Annotated in this window: 19 protein-coding genes and 1 tRNA gene; 19 read left to right on the top strand and 1 reads right to left on the bottom strand. The window is 42.1% G+C overall.

Annotation, left to right across the window (positions count from 1 at the left end; translation table 11 throughout):
• The first annotated feature begins 20 nt into the window (after positions 1-20).
• The 13 genes from PHC29_02300 (at position 21) to PHC29_02240 (ending at position 12,207) form a co-directional block, all read left to right on the top strand.
• Positions 21-800, top strand: coding sequence for a TIGR00282 family metallophosphoesterase (locus PHC29_02300; GenBank protein MDD5108331.1), 780 nt, complete (start codon positions 21-23; stop codon positions 798-800).
• A complete protein-coding gene (locus tag PHC29_02295) occupies positions 801-2,663 on the top strand; it encodes a hypothetical protein (GenBank protein ID MDD5108330.1) in 1,863 nt (620 codons plus the stop codon).
• Positions 2,647-3,870: an exodeoxyribonuclease VII large subunit gene (gene xseA, locus PHC29_02290; GenBank protein ID MDD5108329.1), complete on the top strand. Its 1,224-nt coding sequence runs from the start codon at positions 2,647-2,649 to the stop codon at positions 3,868-3,870. Before PHC29_02295 ends, xseA begins: the two co-directional genes overlap by 17 nt.
• Positions 3,845-4,087, top strand: a complete 243-nt coding sequence (xseB, locus tag PHC29_02285) for an exodeoxyribonuclease VII small subunit (protein MDD5108328.1) — start codon at positions 3,845-3,847, stop codon at positions 4,085-4,087. The genes xseA and xseB overlap by 26 nt, the downstream gene beginning before the upstream one ends.
• Position 4,088: 1 nt before the next feature.
• On the top strand, positions 4,089-5,954 hold the full coding sequence (dxs, locus tag PHC29_02280; protein ID MDD5108327.1) for a 1-deoxy-D-xylulose-5-phosphate synthase: 1,866 nt from the start codon (positions 4,089-4,091) through the stop codon (positions 5,952-5,954).
• Positions 5,947-6,153 carry a 4Fe-4S dicluster domain-containing protein gene (locus PHC29_02275; GenBank protein ID MDD5108326.1) on the top strand — a complete coding sequence of 69 codons (207 nt, stop codon included), beginning with the start codon at positions 5,947-5,949 and terminating at the stop codon, positions 6,151-6,153. The genes dxs and PHC29_02275 overlap by 8 nt, the downstream gene beginning before the upstream one ends.
• An 86-nt stretch (positions 6,154-6,239) precedes the next feature.
• Positions 6,240-7,316 (top strand): 3-methyl-2-oxobutanoate dehydrogenase subunit VorB, encoded by a 1,077-nt coding sequence (locus tag PHC29_02270; GenBank protein ID MDD5108325.1) that lies wholly within the window; start codon positions 6,240-6,242, stop codon positions 7,314-7,316.
• Positions 7,317-8,045, top strand: coding sequence for a thiamine pyrophosphate-dependent enzyme (locus PHC29_02265; protein MDD5108324.1), 729 nt, complete (start codon positions 7,317-7,319; stop codon positions 8,043-8,045).
• Complete coding sequence (locus tag PHC29_02260; protein MDD5108323.1) at positions 8,042-8,578, top strand: 2-oxoacid:acceptor oxidoreductase family protein; 537 nt, start codon at positions 8,042-8,044, stop codon at positions 8,576-8,578. The genes PHC29_02265 and PHC29_02260 overlap by 4 nt, the downstream gene beginning before the upstream one ends.
• Positions 8,571-9,863, top strand: a complete 1,293-nt coding sequence (gene gltX, locus PHC29_02255) for a glutamate--tRNA ligase (GenBank protein ID MDD5108322.1) — start codon at positions 8,571-8,573, stop codon at positions 9,861-9,863. The genes PHC29_02260 and gltX overlap by 8 nt, the downstream gene beginning before the upstream one ends.
• Before the next feature lie 209 nt (positions 9,864-10,072).
• Positions 10,073-10,303, top strand: a complete 231-nt coding sequence (locus tag PHC29_02250; protein MDD5108321.1) for a hypothetical protein — start codon at positions 10,073-10,075, stop codon at positions 10,301-10,303.
• A gap of 107 nt (positions 10,304-10,410) precedes the next feature.
• A tRNA-Gln gene (locus PHC29_02245) sits at positions 10,411-10,485 on the top strand.
• Positions 10,486-11,892: 1,407 nt separating this feature from the next.
• Entirely contained in the window at positions 11,893-12,207 is a 315-nt protein-coding gene (locus PHC29_02240) for a hypothetical protein (protein MDD5108320.1), read from the top strand.
• A gap of 6 nt (positions 12,208-12,213) precedes the next feature.
• Here the strand turns inward: PHC29_02240 and PHC29_02235 are convergent, their stop codons facing one another.
• The gene (locus tag PHC29_02235; protein ID MDD5108319.1) at positions 12,214-12,558 is read right to left on the bottom strand and encodes a hypothetical protein; all 345 of its coding nucleotides are present in this window, start codon (positions 12,556-12,558) and stop codon (positions 12,214-12,216) included.
• Between the two features lie 170 nt (positions 12,559-12,728).
• Between PHC29_02235 and PHC29_02230 the strand changes: the two genes are divergently transcribed.
• The 6 genes from PHC29_02230 (at position 12,729) to PHC29_02205 (ending at position 14,857) form a co-directional block, all read left to right on the top strand.
• The gene (locus tag PHC29_02230; GenBank protein ID MDD5108318.1) at positions 12,729-12,944 is read left to right on the top strand and encodes a hypothetical protein; all 216 of its coding nucleotides are present in this window, start codon (positions 12,729-12,731) and stop codon (positions 12,942-12,944) included.
• 116 nt (positions 12,945-13,060) lie between these two features.
• Positions 13,061-13,633, top strand: coding sequence for a sigma-70 family RNA polymerase sigma factor (locus tag PHC29_02225; GenBank protein MDD5108317.1), 573 nt, complete (start codon positions 13,061-13,063; stop codon positions 13,631-13,633).
• A gap of 62 nt (positions 13,634-13,695) precedes the next feature.
• Positions 13,696-13,971, top strand: a complete 276-nt coding sequence (locus PHC29_02220; protein MDD5108316.1) for a hypothetical protein — start codon at positions 13,696-13,698, stop codon at positions 13,969-13,971.
• Positions 13,968-14,150, top strand: coding sequence for a hypothetical protein (locus tag PHC29_02215; protein ID MDD5108315.1), 183 nt, complete (start codon positions 13,968-13,970; stop codon positions 14,148-14,150). Before PHC29_02220 ends, PHC29_02215 begins: the two co-directional genes overlap by 4 nt.
• Positions 14,151-14,156: 6 nt before the next feature.
• Positions 14,157-14,402, top strand: a complete 246-nt coding sequence (locus PHC29_02210) for a hypothetical protein (GenBank protein ID MDD5108314.1) — start codon at positions 14,157-14,159, stop codon at positions 14,400-14,402.
• An 11-nt stretch (positions 14,403-14,413) separates the two neighbouring features.
• Positions 14,414-14,857, top strand: a complete 444-nt coding sequence (locus tag PHC29_02205; GenBank protein ID MDD5108313.1) for a helix-turn-helix domain-containing protein — start codon at positions 14,414-14,416, stop codon at positions 14,855-14,857.
• Positions 14,858-14,949: the final 92 nt, after the last annotated feature.

The raw sequence follows: 14,949 nt of genomic DNA, 5'->3' as shown, positions 1-14,949 counted from the left end.
GTTTGGGAGATGCGCAAGAAATGAATATTCTATTTATCGGAGACATCGTTGGTTCACCAGGCAGAGAGGCGATTAAGAAACTAGTCGTGCCTTTAAGGCAGGAATTAAAAATAGATTTTGTGATTGCCAATGCGGAGAATGCTTCTGGTGGCTCAGGAATTACGGCTAAGGTTGCCGATGAGCTTTTTACTTCCGGAGTGGATGTGCTTACCTCCGGTGACCATATTTGGAAGAGGCCTGAGATTTTTGAGTTGATTAATCGGGAGAAAAGAATACTGCGCCCGTTGAATTTCCCCAGCGGAGCACCTGGCAGCGGCGCAGCAGTATTTATTGCCAAAAATGGTCAAAAGGTAGGAGTGATTAATGTAAATGGACGAGTTTTTATGGAGGCCCTGGAGTGTCCTTTTAAAACCACGCTTAAGGCCTGCCAGGAGCTGTCAGTAGAAACCAAAATTATTATTGTAGATATTCACGCCGAGGCTACTTCTGAAAAGGTTGCTTTAGGTTGGTATCTGGATGGTAAAGTTTCTGCTATTTTGGGTACGCATACGCATATTCAAACTGCCGATGATAAAATTTTGCCTAAAGGTACCGCTTATTTGACTGATGCAGGTATGACTGGTCCGTATGATTCGGTAATCGGTAGAAGAGTAGAAGATGTGCTTACACGTTTTTTAAGTTCTATTCCGGTTAAATTTGAGGTTGCCCAGGAAAATATCCAATTGCATGGGGCTCTTATTGAAATAAATGACAATACGGGTAAGGCAATTTCGATCTTAAGGGTTCAGAAAAAACTTTAGATGAATCGGGTTCTGTTACTTTTAATTGTTTCGTTATTTTTCTTAAGCGGTACCGGTTTTGCCCAGGTGCCCGATGAGCTGGAATTTAATTTAGATTCTAATTCCCCTACAGTCAGCCTTCCTAATATATATAAATCAAATATTGATTTAAGCGGTAGAGGTGCCCATCGCGATATAGCTTTACCTCAAACAATAGCTGCTAAAGATGCCCGGGATCTCTGGCAGGTGGATTTAGGTTTCAATAATTTTTATCGCCTTCAATATAATCTTTGGGAGATTCAGCAGCTGGCCGGCGACCAAACTGCTCAAGCTAAACTTCTGGGTAATTATGAAGAGATTATCAAAAAAATAAGCGATAGCGGTGGAACAGTAATCCTTAATTTGTTTGGCACTCCAAATGGTTTAGGCAGAGTGCTTGATAGAAACAGTGCGCCTCACAATTTAAAGGCATATAAAGAGTTGGTAAAGAATACCATCCGTAAATTAAGCTGTCAGAAGAAATATAATATTTGGTATGAAGTTTGGAGTGCGCCCGATCTGGAGGATTTCTTTTTAGGGGAAAGATCAGAATACTTGAATCTTTACCGTGTAATAGCAGAGGCCGTAAAAGAGTTACGCCAGGAAACTAAAATGAATATACCGCTAGGCGGGCCTTCGGTAAGTGCCTGGTTTAGGAATATTCAACCTAACAATATACTTTCACCCGAGGGCAGTTTGATCTATGAGTTAATAAAATATTGCTATAGTTATCGCCTACCCCTGGATTTTATTTCATGGCATGCTTATTCGAGCGATCCCCAAGAAGAAAAACAGGATACTATTTATAATAAATCTTTTATTAAACTTATCAGAGAGTGGCTAAGTTATTTTCATTTTGACAATAATATCCCACTGGTTGTCGATGAATGGAATTTTGATGGTATTGCTAATATGTCACCTAGAAGAGATAAAGACTCTTATATTTGCGCCAGCTATATACCATCGCGGCTTAAAAATATGTACGAGGCCCAGATAGATTATCAGGTTTATTTTTCCCTGGAGGATTTCGGCGGTAATAACCTGGGGGCAACCAGGAATGTAGGAGTTTTTTCATTTGATACGGAACATCCGGAATCAAAGAGCCACGCTAAAGCCAGCTATAATGTTTTCCGTATGCTCAATTTGTTGGGTAAAGAGTTATTCGTTTCCAAATTTAGTGACGAATTTGTGGGAGTGATCCCTACTAAGTCGCCTGATTATTTGGCATTTCTTATTTATAGCTATATAGATCCGCAAGCCGCGATGAATTATTTATCGCGCAAGGTAGTTTATTTGAATAGCGCCGATAGAAAAGCGGTTTTAGGCATAGTTAAATCTGACAGGATGCAAAAGATACTTTCCAAACAGCTAGATATTGCTACTTTGAGGCTTAGCGCCAAGGTCAAAGAGATGTTTGGCCGCGCCATAGAATTAAATAACCTGGTAAATAAATTTTCTTCGTTAAATCGTAAAATAAAAATTTCCATTAAAGGCCTAAAAGATACCTATATTTTTAGCAGATATATCGTAGATAATAAATGCAGCCGTGATTGTGAATTTAAACCAAAAGATGAAAAGGTTGTGGATTTTAGCCAAGGCTATATTGAGACAGTGGAATTAAGCCCATATTCAGTACAGCTGCTAGTTTTTAAGAAAAAGCCCGCGGCGCCTCCTGTAGTTTTGGATAATGCAGGTCAAACCACGACTGCGGCCTCCGAGATAAAACCAGAGGAAAAAGCCTTGGAAACAAAACCCGCTGAAGTAAAGCCAGCCGGGAATCCTCCTGAGGTAAAACCAGCGGATAAGGCTGAAACTGTGGAGACGAGAAATGCAGAAAATAAGTAAACATATTTATACTGTTTCTGAAATTACTCAGGTAATTAAAGGCTTGTTTGAAAATAGTATTGGTGAAATCTGGCTTGAAGGAGAAGTCTCTAATTTTAAAGCCGCCACCAGCGGGCATTTTTATTTTTCGCTCAAAGATCAAAATTCCCTTATCATGGCAGCGATGTTTGCCAATGCAAATAAGGGGTTGAAGTTTAAGCTTGAAGATGGCCTGAAAGTTATTTGTTTTGGGAAAGTTGATGTATATGGCCCGCGTGGCCAATATCAGATTATTGTAGAACGGATTGAGCCTAAAGGGGTAGGGGCTCAACAGCTGGCTTTTGAACAACTAAAGAAAAAATTAGAGTTAGAGGGACTTTTTGAAATAAGCCATAAAAAGCCTCTGCCGCAGATGCCTTTTTCTGTGGGGATAGTTACCTCACTTGGCGGCGCCGCAGTGCGCGATATCCTGCAAATTCTTAAAAAAGGAGCCTCTTGTGTAGATGTGGTTTTATGCGATGTAAGAGTACAGGGTGAACAGGCAGCCGTAGAGATTGCCCAGGCGATAAAAGACTTGAATGATTTTGGTAAATTAGATTTGATTATTGTCAGTCGTGGCGGCGGTAGCACCGAAGATCTTTGGTCATTTAATGAAGAGGTGGTAGCACGTGCGATTTATAGTTCCAGGCTTCCGGTAATTTCAGCTGTAGGCCACCAGATCAACACTACTTTATCAGATTTAGTTGCTGATGAATTTGTAGAAACCCCCTCGGCTGCAGCAAAGATTATTGTTGATAAGAAAAATTCTTTATTAGCACAGCTAGCTGGTTCTTTACATGAATTGAATTTTTCCGCCAGCGATCAAATCGGACAGCTAAAAAACAGGCTTACGGGTTTAACTCACATGCTCAAAAGCCCGGCTGATCGTCTGTTTGAAAAGCAACAACAGGTGGATGAATTATTTACCGGATTAAATTATAATATACGCCACTCTTTGGAATTAGCCTCTGAACGCTATGGTTCGTTAATTCAAAGGCTCCAAACTCTAAGCCCGCTATCCATATTATCCCGTGGTTATAGTTTAAGCATGCTTTTACCAGAAGGGTTAATTGTTAAAGACACTTCTCAGATAAAACCGGGGGATAAGTTACGGACAGTTTTACATAAAGGGTCCTTTATCAGTGTTATACAGGAGGTATTTAGTGATGAAAGAAAAACCAATATTTGAGGAAGACCTAAAAAAGCTGCAGAAGATTGTTGAGGAGCTTGCCAGCGGAAAAATTAGTTTGGGGGAATCGCTTAAGAAATATGAAGAAGGGATAAAAATCGCCCAATCCTGCTCGCAAGTCTTAATGGATGCCCAGCGTAAAGTCGAACTGCTTATGAAAAAGGACGGAAAATTTTCTTTAGAGAAATTTGAAGACTTAAGGATGGAAGGTAAATAAAATGTTTTTAGAGAAGATAAATTCACCGCAGGATTTAAAAAAATTAAATATTGAAGAACTAAAAATCCTGGCTCAAGAGATCCGTCAGAGAATGATTGAGGTTGTCTCTGGGGTCGGTGGGCATCTTGCTTCTAGCCTCGGTGCAGTAGAGCTGATTATTGCCCTGCATTATTCTCTGAATACCCCCAAAGATAAAATCATATTTGATGTTGGGCATCAGGCATACGCACATAAAATATTAACCGGACGTAATTCTAATTTTTCAACGCTTAGGCAATATCAGGGCCTAAGTGGTTTTCCTTCGAAGGATGAGTCGATTTATGATTCTTTCACTAGCGGCCACAGCTCAAATGCTGTTTCTTTGGGGCTAGGCCTTGCTTGTGGAAGAGACCTATTGCCTTGCCAGGAGCAGTTCAGGGTAGTTTCTGTGATTGGTGATGGTTCTTTAAGTGGCGGCCTTTGTTTTGAAGGCTTGAATAATGCCGGCCACCTGAAGAAAGACATTTTGGTAGTTTTAAATACTAATGAATTAAGCATTGCTCCGAATGTGGGAGCAATCAGTAACTATTTGAATAAGATTATTTCCTTGCCGGTTTACAACCGTTTCCATAATAACATAGAAAATTTTCTAAAAAGCCGTGTCCCACGCGGCAGTCGCCTGTTAAAACTTATGTCTAAGTTTGAAGAGGGGTTAAAAGGCTTGTTTGTTCCGGGTATACTATTTGAAGAATTAGGTTTTCGTTATTTTGGCCCGATTGACGGTCATGATTTAAGTAAGCTAACTGTAACCTTAAAGAATATCACAGAGATTAGAGGCCCGCGGCTTTTGCATATAGTAACTAAAAAGGGTAAAGGTTGTGAGTTTGCCGAAAAAAACCCGGTAAAATTTCATGGGATTGGCTGTTTTGATATAAATACAGGAGAGGTAGAAGTAAAAAAATCTAAAGTCGGAGTAAAAAGCTATACTGAAATATTCAGAAATAAATTAGTGCAGTTAGCAGGATCCGATAAGCGGATTCTGGCGATAACCGCGGCTATGCCGGAAGGAACAGGCCTGGATAAGTTCCGGGATAGTTTTCCAACGAGATTTTTTGACGTCGGGATTGCCGAACCCCATGCGGTTTGTTTTGCCGCCGGGCTTGCCAAGCAGGGATTTAAACCGGTGGTTGCGGTATATTCTACATTCCTGCAGCGCGCATATGATCAGATCATTCAAGAAGTTTCATTGCAGGGATTGTCGGTAATATTTGCTATTGACCGAGCAGGCATTGTGGGAGAAGATGGAGTTACCCATCAGGGGATATTTGATATTGCTTACTTAAGCAGTATTCCCAACCTAGTGGTTATGGCGCCAAAGGGTGGCCAGGAGTTGGAGCAGATGTTGGAATTTGCAATAGGGTTGAATCAGCCTGTGGCGATAAGATATCCGCGAGCAGAAACCACTCTGGTAGAGGATAGGCCTATTCCATTAAAGTTGGGTAAGGCGGAGCTGATTAAAGAAGGCAAAGATTTTACAATTGTTGCTTTGGGATCTATGGTTTTGGCTGCTCAGGAAGCAATTGAAATATTGAATAAAGAAGGATTATTTGGTAATTTAATTAATGCGCGTTTTGTTTGGCCCTTAGACATTAAATTAATTAAAGATGTAAGCGCCAAAACAAAATTTGTTTTTACAGTTGAAGAGGGAATAAAACAGGAAGGCTTTGGCAGCGCTATTGCCCAAGAATTAGATAAGCATGTTGAACGTATCGGACTGCCGTTTGAATTTATTCCTCATGGGGCAAGAGGGTTGCTTTTGGAAAAATATGGATTGACTGGTTTGGGGATTGCCACAAGCATCCGCCAGCATATAAAAAACAATGGCTAAGATTAAAATTAATCCTGATAGATGTAAGGGTTGCTTTCTGTGCGTAAATTTCTGTCCCAAGGGCTTACTTAAGAAAAGCGCCAAATTAAACAAAAAGGGATTAAATTTTGTGGAATTCGATACCAATGGAGAATGTATTGGTTGTATGCAATGCGCAGTAATTTGTCCGGATTGTTGTATTGATGTGTATAAAGAATGAGAAGCTTGGGATAAGCTGTAAGTCGTAAGATATAAGCCTTAGACTTAAAGCCTACAACTTATAACTTTTGTATAGTATTAAAAACCATGGTTAAAGCGAAGATATTATTAAGTGGTAACGAAGCAATTGCTCAAGGCGCCCTTCAGGCAGGCTGCAATTTCTATGCCGGTTATCCTATTACTCCCCAAAATGAAATTATTGCTTATATGGCTAAGTGTATGCCTGCCTGCCGGACAGGCAGGGAGCAATCCAAAGGAGTATTTATTCAAGCGGAATCAGAGTTGGCTGCAATTAATATGGTTTATGGCGCTTGCGCTGCCGGAGCAAGGTCGATGACTTCCTCTTCTAGCCCGGGGATAAGTTTAATGCAGGAAGGAATATCCTATATTGCCGGCTCTCAGCTTCCGGCGGTAATTGTCAATATTATGCGTGGCGGCCCGGGGCTTGGCAATATTGCTCCTGCCCAATCGGATTATTTTCAGGCTACCCGCGGCGGCGGCCATGGAGATTACCATTTGATAGTTTTGGCTCCTTCCTGTGTTCAGGAGGCATATGATCTTACCAAAATAAGTTTTGAGTTGGCGGATAAATATCGTATTCCGATTATGATTTTAGGAGATGGGATCTTAGGCCAGATGATGGAGCCGGTACATTTATCTAAAAAAAAGAATAAGGTTAATACTTTTAAGAATTGGGCGCTTACCGGTTGTAAAGGAAGAAAACCCAATATTGTTAAATCATTCTTTTTACGTGAAGGGGCCTTGGAAGAATTTAACCTTAAGCTCCAGGCTAATTATGAACAGATTAGGAAAAAAGAAGCCCGTTATGAAGGCATATTTTTATCCGATGCAAAAGTTATCCTGGTGGCTTATGGAACAATGGCGCGTATTGCCAAAGGCGCTGTTATTCAGTTAAGGAATCAGGGAAAGAAGATAGGGTTGATTCGTCCGATTACGCTTTGGCCGTTTCCGCAGGTGCCGTTTAGCATAAAAAATAAAAAGGTTAAATTTCTGGTGGTTGAGATGTCCTATGGCCAGATGCTTGAAGATGTAAAATTGGCAGTTTGTTGTAGGCAAAAGGTTGATTTTCTTGGCCGCTCAGGTGGTGGGGTTCCAAGCGAGGAAGAAATTATTAATAAAGTTAATAAAATATTACTTCAGTAAATGGAAAAAACATTTTTTCGCCCAGAGTCTTTGTATGATGTACCCACGCATTATTGTCCAGGTTGCGGCCACGGTACTGCGCACCGGCTGGTTGCTCAGGTAGTTGATGAATTAGGTATAAGAGAAAAAACTGTCGGGATAGCTCCTGTAGGGTGTGCTGTGGTGGCTTATGATTACTGGAATTTTGATTGTTCGGAAGCTCCCCATGGCCGGGCGCTGGCTGTGGCAACGGCTATAAAAAGAGTGCATCCGCAGAATATTGTTTTTACCTATCAGGGTGATGGGGACTTAGCTGCTATTGGTACAAACGAGACTATACATGCGGCAAACCGCGGAGAAAATTTAAGCGTAATTTTTATTAACAATACGGTTTATGGCATGACAGGGGGACAGATGGCTCCTACTACGCTTTTAGGCCAAAAAACCTCTACTTCTATTGAAGGTAGGGTAAAAGAGAAACACGGTTATCCATTGAAAATTTCAGAGATGTTGGCAATATTACCTGGGGTAGCCTATGTTGAGAGGGTCTCACTGCATTCACCTCAGGAAGTATTAAAGGCTAAGCGCGCAATCAAGCAGGCGTTTGAAAACCAGATAAATAATTTGGGATTTTCTCTAGTGGAGGTGCTTTCTCCTTGCCCGACTTATTGGGGGCAAAGCCCCAAAGAATCATTGGATTGGATTAGGGATGTGATGCAAAAAGAGTTCCCTTTAGGAAGGATTAAATGACCGAACGCATAATTATCGCAGGCAGCGGCGGTCAAGGGGTGATGCTTTTGGGAAAGGTCTTGGCAGAGGCAGCTATGCGTCAAGGCTGGCATGTTAGCTGGTTTCCTGCTTACGGGCCGGAGGTGCGCGGAGGAACCAGCCATTGCATGGTTACGATCTCTGATCAGGAAGTAGGCTCTCCTTATATAGCCAAAGCGGATTCGCTTATAATTTTAAACAATCCTTCACTGGGAAGATTTAAAGGTAAGCTTAAAAATAATGGTTTATTAATTCTTAATTCTTCTTTAGCTAAAAGCGATTCATATGCCAAAGTAAAAATATTACAATTCCCGTTTACCGATATTGCCATAAAGTTAGGCAATATTAAAGTTGCCAATATGGTGGCATTAGGCGTATATCTAGCTGCCAAGAAGATTATTAAGACCAAGAATATTTTAGAGGTATTTAAGTTTATGGCTCCTGCGGGTAATTTAAAAATTTTAGAGGTTAATGAATTGGCCTTGGCAGAAGGAGAAAAATTAAATCATGGTTAGAGTAAGGTTTGCTCCTAGCCCAACAGGGAATCTTCATATCGGCGGAGGACGTACCGCTTTGTTTAACTGGCTTTTTGCGCAGTCGCAAAAAGGTAAATTTATCTTAAGGATTGAAGATACGGATAAGGAGCGCTCCAAGCCTGAATTTGTCGACGAAATTCTTGATAGCCTTAAATGGTTGGGTTTTGCCTGGGATGAACTTTATTATCAAAGCGAGCGTTTTGACAGCTACCGGATGCACGCGGATAAATTGTTAAAAGCAGGCCTTGCCTATATTGAAAAATCTCCTGAAGGCAAGGAAGCAATAATCTACAAGGTCCCGAAGCAGAAGATAAAAGTGAATGATTTAATCCGCGGCCAGATTGAATTCGATTCTACGTTAATTAAGGATCAGGTATTAATTAAATCCGACGGAACCCCTACTTATAATTTTGCCTGTGTCGTTGATGACGCAGAGATGAATATTACGCATATTATCCGCGGGGATGACCATATTTCTAATACACCTAAACAAGTCCTTATTTATCAAGCCCTGGGTTTCCCATTACCGCTTTTTGCGCATCTTCCTTTGATTATGGGGGTTGACGGTGGCAGGCTCTCCAAAAGAACAGGTGCAACGGCTATTAGTGATTACCGCAAGATGGGTTATTTGTCTGAGGCATTATTAAATTACCTTCTTTTACTTAGCTGGGCTCCGGGAGACAATCGGGAATTGATCAGTATCAAAGAAGCGGTAAATTTATTTGATATAAAAAATGTAAATAAAACTGCAGCTACCTTTGATTTAAAGAAGCTGGATTGGATGAATAATCAATATCTTAAAGCTGCTGATCCGCAAAAGTTAATGGATGAGCTTGTTGTGCTTCTTGCAGCCAAGAACTATATAAACAAAGATAATTTTGACCGGGATTTCCTTTTAGGTTTAGTAAAATTATTTCAGGCCAGGCTTCCCAGGCTCAATGATTTTGTAGATTGGGCGGATTTTTTCTTTCTTGATGAGCTGATAATGGATGAGGATGCAGTAAAAAAATATTTAGCTACTGATCTATCTAAAGAGTTTAAACTTTTCGCAGATAGGCTTAAGAATTTAGCTGATTTTAATATTGTTAATATTGAAGGCGCTTTTCGAGAATTAGTGGTGGAGTTAGGTATTGAGGCTAAAAAGTTGATACATCCTGTACGCGTTGCCCTTACCGGAAAGACTATCGGGCCTGGCTTATTCGAAGTAATTTATTATCTGGGGAAAGAAAAAAGCATTAAGAGGCTCTTAAAATGGGTAAGATAAGAACTATGCGCCCAAAAAATATTTTTCCTTCTCACTTGATATTGATAGTAAATTTATGTTATATTTGAGTAGAAAGTTTGGACAAAGGCAAGGGGTAAACTACCAGCGGGCAGGCAATGCCCAGGAGTAAAAGCCAATAAAATTTCCCCTTGCCTTTTTATTTTATGGTATTATATTAATAGTAAATTAGGTTAATGAGGGAGAGAATAATGATTGGGAAGAGTGTTTTATTTGGTATTCTTTTTATTTTTGTTTCTTTGGCTAGCGGATGTACTATAATTAAAGGAACAGGCGGTGCTGCTTATGGTATTGCCCAGGGCACTGGTTGTACTGCTGTTGCGGTTGCTCAAAACACAGCAGGAGGGTTTAGCCAGGGTTTTAAAGACGATGTGGGTTTTATTAAAAAAGCTGACAATTGGGTAAGAGAGAATCTTTGGTAGCTTTTTTAAGAGTAAATAAAACAAAATAGGGCGTTTTCCACCATGAGAAACGCCCTATTTTATTGCTTGATTTAACTTTTTATCCACGATATACTTTCTAACACATTTGCCCTGTCGTCTAATCGGTAGGACTTCAGATTCTGGATCTGACTATCTTGGTTCGAGTCCAAGCGGGGCAGCCATTGTTGACAACTATCCGAAACTCCGGGTAGCGATACAGTGGATGCAAGCGCCTTACAGGCTTCTGTAGGGCGCTTTTCGTTTGTAGAGGCTATTTCGGTGGGGAGGATGCTTTCCAGCGGCTCATCAATATACATATTGATTACCAACCGGTCGCTATAGACATAGATATCCTTAATCAAGGCCTGAATAAGGCTTTTCTGGGCTTCCGGAGGGGCATCTTCGAGGTGCTGGATGGCAAAGCCCATGGTACGGTATACGAGCTCACCGGAGGAGGCGTTTATGCTGGTGACTCTCTTCTGGGCCTGCAGCTTGTCTATTTCGTCTTCCAGCTTTACGATCTCAGTTTCCAATTCGGCCATTTTGTCTTTATAGGTTGAGCCTTTGGTTACTGTGTTACCCATGGCCAATTCCAGCAGCTTATTGGCCTGGTGCCGGAAGCCATTTAGTTTGGCTTCCTTTTCTTTAAGATCCGCTTCTATCTTTTTAAGCTTTGCCTGCGACTCAAGCATTGCGTCCCCAAGGGCCTTTATGATAATGTTTTTGTCCTTGGATGCCCGCCTGAAATAATCGATTATGGCTTTGTCAAAGGTGGTTGCTGAGATGCGCGCAGCCTTGCATCCCAGGGCCTGTTTGGAGCGGCTGCATTCATAATAAAAGAACTTTCTCCGGCCACGGCCACCTGAGAAATTGCAGACCATATGGCTTCCGCAATCGCCGCATCTAATGATACCGGCTAGGAGGTATTCGTAGAATCTTTCCTTCTGCACAAAGTTGTGGCCGGGGAGTCTTGCATTCAATATCTTATTAGCCCTTTCCCAGAGCCACTCCTCTACAATTGGAGGATGAGTGCCTTTATGATACTCTCCGCTGTACTGGATGTAGCCCTTATAGAAGGGATTCTTTAAGATCCTTGAGATAACCTGTCTGCGCCATTCCTTGCCGTTTAGAGTTTTTAGCCCGCGCCTATGTAGTTCAAGACCTACCTGCGTAAGCGATTTATTATCTGCGGCCATCTCCCAGATAGCTTTAAGATGGAGAGATGTCTTCTCATCAAGGACGATCTTGTGTGGCTGGCGGCCGTTAGGCAGAGGTTGTCCGTCTGGTATAAGCTTATATCCATAAGGCAGCATCCCGCCAACCCACTTGCCTTGGCGAACACGCGCTATGCAAGAGGCTTTCACACGCTCGCCGGTGAGTTCCCGCTCAAAGGCTGACAAGATCCCAAGTATACCAATGACCACTCTGCCTATGGCGGTTGAGCTGTCAAGATTCTCGCGTACGGATACGAAAGAGATCTCTTTGGAGTTGAATAGATCAATAAGCCAGTAGAGGTCACGGGTATTCCGGGTTAGGCGGTCAAGGCGGAAGAAGATTATTCCATCAAAAGGGGCAGTTTCTTTACGCACATGGTCGATAATCGTCTGGATGCCGGGCCGGTTGAGATCCTTGCCGGAGTATCCGTCATCGTCTATTCGGCCTTTGTTGCCTATCTTGGCGAGCTCGTATCCAAAGGCGTCCAGCAAGTTCTTGCAGTGATAAGCCTGGCTGTCCAAGGTGGTAAAGTCTCCCTGGGCCTGGTCGTCAGTGGAGCAGCGCGTATAGATAACGTATCGTTTTTTGTTGGTTGTTTTATCTGTCTTAGGTTTTATGATCATAGATTTCTACCACATTTGAGTGCAGGCATCCGCCAGGCAGAGGAGTATCTTCTGCCTGGCGGCTAAGAATAGCTATGCCTGGGCTTTCCGCGTTTTGCCTTTGCCCCAGCCAGCCTTCCATCTGGCCACAGCCCCGGCCACAATAGCATCAACAGCTTTCTGATCGCCGATGTTCTTGAGAACGTCGGCGAGTTCCTGCTTGTTAAGCACCCGGAAATTCTTAACTCCGCGCTGCTTAGCCGTCAGCATTAGTTCGTTGCGCGTGCTGCCTGCCGCTAAGACAATACCTTCCTTAGGCGACGGAGAATTATCGACCGGCGCTTTGGCTTTTTGAACTTTTGTTTTCTTCTTGCCGTAATGCTTGGCATGAAGCTTATGCAAAAACTCACGGTCTTTCTTTTTCTGCTCTGCAGTCATGTGGTAGTCACCTCCTTTCAGATTTTTTGGACACCCCAACCCTATAACAAAACCCCTACAAGTCAAGAGGAATCGATGCCTCTATATGTATATACCGATTTTTTTAACAATTTGTCACAGGAGTGTGACAGTTTGAGAAAAAAATCTGTATACATCTGTAGGGAGCAAATATGGCACGAGGGATAAAAGGCGATTTTAATAAGCGATTCGGGGACCGGATTCAGGTGGTTTACGCGAAGAACCTTTCGCCTTCACAGAGAGAGCAGCGAAATAGAAAACTCTGCGAGGCAGTGATAAAAGTTTTAACCGGCATCCTGGGCAGAGAGCCAACGCAAAGAGAGCTGTTTGGAATCGATGATCTTACGAAAGTAAAAAGGCACAAATAGCGGTATCTCTTTATATATTTATGAGACCTCCGTGATTTACTTCATAGTTTTAAAGGGCTAACGTTAGTTAGGGCTCATTTAAAGACACCTCAAGAAATAAAAAAAGGAGGTGTCTCATGAGTCTCAATTACGGAGGTTTATTTGAGAGTTGGGAGATTGCAGTTGCCAAGAAAGTTATTAATGATTACAGAAAAGAGCACACATATTTGGCGCGTGAAGGATTGGACGATTTATTGCAGGAATGTCTTATGCACTGGCTTGAGGTCCGCGATCGCTACGATACAAAACGTGGCGCTTCAAAAAGGACATATATGGCTGAGGTTGTTAGGAATATGCTTATCAATCTTGCCGAGAAAGCCAATGCTGATAAAAGGAGGGCGTTTTACGAAAGCGTATCCCTGGATGAACCCTTTGATGACAATGAAGATGAGCCTGCCTTAAAAGACAAACTCGCTGAAAGCGATGATGTCCTGCCGCAAATTAAGTCTGAACTCAAGTTAGAACTTTCCAGAGTTTACCAGAAGCTTACTCCGCAGCAACAGAAATTATGCAAGCTGCTTGGCGAAGAAGGCCTGACTATCAGCGAGGCCTCTAGGCAGCTTAATAAACATAGAATGATTATTCATCGTGAGATAGCTCGGATAAGAGAACTCTTTGAAAAGGAGGGACTAAGGGACTACCTGAAATAATTCTTACACGAGGTGTGACAGTTTAAGAAAAAAATCTGTATACATATATAGAGGCAAAGAAAATGACCGATATATGCAAGTTCAAATTCCAGGAAAAGATAGGCAAGAAAGCTATTGAGAAAGAGATAGCCCGCGCGATTGAAACCGCTGAATACAACTTTGGCCAGGCACGGGTAAGGCTTCATACCAGCTATCTAGCCACAAATGACAAGATAGCTATTGATACCTCTAGCGATGTAGGCGAATACATTGCTCAGATATTTATCGGAATAATGACCCGCAAGCTTGGCGAGGATAAATTTACCGTGGAAAGAATAAGGAGGGGCGAGGAGCCATGAAAGTTACTCAGGGACTAAATAAACTCTATAAAGGCTTGAGCTGGTATAACCGCGATAAACTTGCCGAGGCAAATCGGCCGTTTGGCAAGGATCCAAAAGAATTCATAAGGATGCTGATTTGGCTCTTTGTAATTTCGTCGATCCTTATCGGTATTATTTTAATCATTGGAAGGCGGTAAAGAACAATGGATGATGGCCAGGGAGATTTATTCTTATCCAAGGAGAAGCAGCTTTTGAACTGGTGTAAGCAAAAGAGAATTTTCTCTAAAGCCGAAGTTATATCCTTTGGCACTAAGAATTATTATCTCCGGGCCGACAGAACAGTCAGGGATTTTGTCCGCAGAGGCATAGTAAGAAAAATAAGCAAAGAAGAATGCGTCCAGCGTAACCTCAAAGGCAAGATGGCCTGGTACGAATTTGTATTCACTTAAAAGGCATTTTTATGGGAAACGAAAAGATAGATATCAGGGATTTGCGCGACGGCAAATTCCTTTGGATAGATAAGGCAGCATTAAGACTCATTAGCGAGAATGCCGGGACAATGGGCGTTGCTGTTTATTCATGGCTTTGTTATTACGCTAATTTTAAGGCGCAGGACTGTTTTCCGTCTGTTACCACATTGGCATATCACTGCGGAGTATCCCGGCGCACGATCATGCGGGCAGTAAAGCAGCTGGAGCGGTTGAAGGCTGTTGCGATTGAGAGGAAGAAGGGTAAGCCGAATATTTATAAGCTGCTTAATATTTCAGGAGTGAAAAGTTATCCACAACCAAGTAGTGACATTGATGTCACCAGTGACAGGGCTGTCACTGGAGTAGTGACACAGGTGTCACCAGAGGTAGTGACCGGTGTGTCACCCGAACAAGAGATATATAACAAGAGATAACTAACAAAAGATAGTAGTAGAGGCTGTGAAATTGTGCATAACTCTGGTTATTGCTTAAAAGAAAGCTTGCGGGTCCTTCCAGGCGGGTGTGC

Source organism: Candidatus Omnitrophota bacterium (genome assembly GCA_028712255.1).
GTDB lineage: Bacteria > Omnitrophota > Gorgyraeia > Gygaellales > Profunditerraquicolaceae > UBA6249.
Note: the sequence above shows the minus strand (reverse complement) of the source record. Positions and strands in the feature narration are given on the sequence as shown.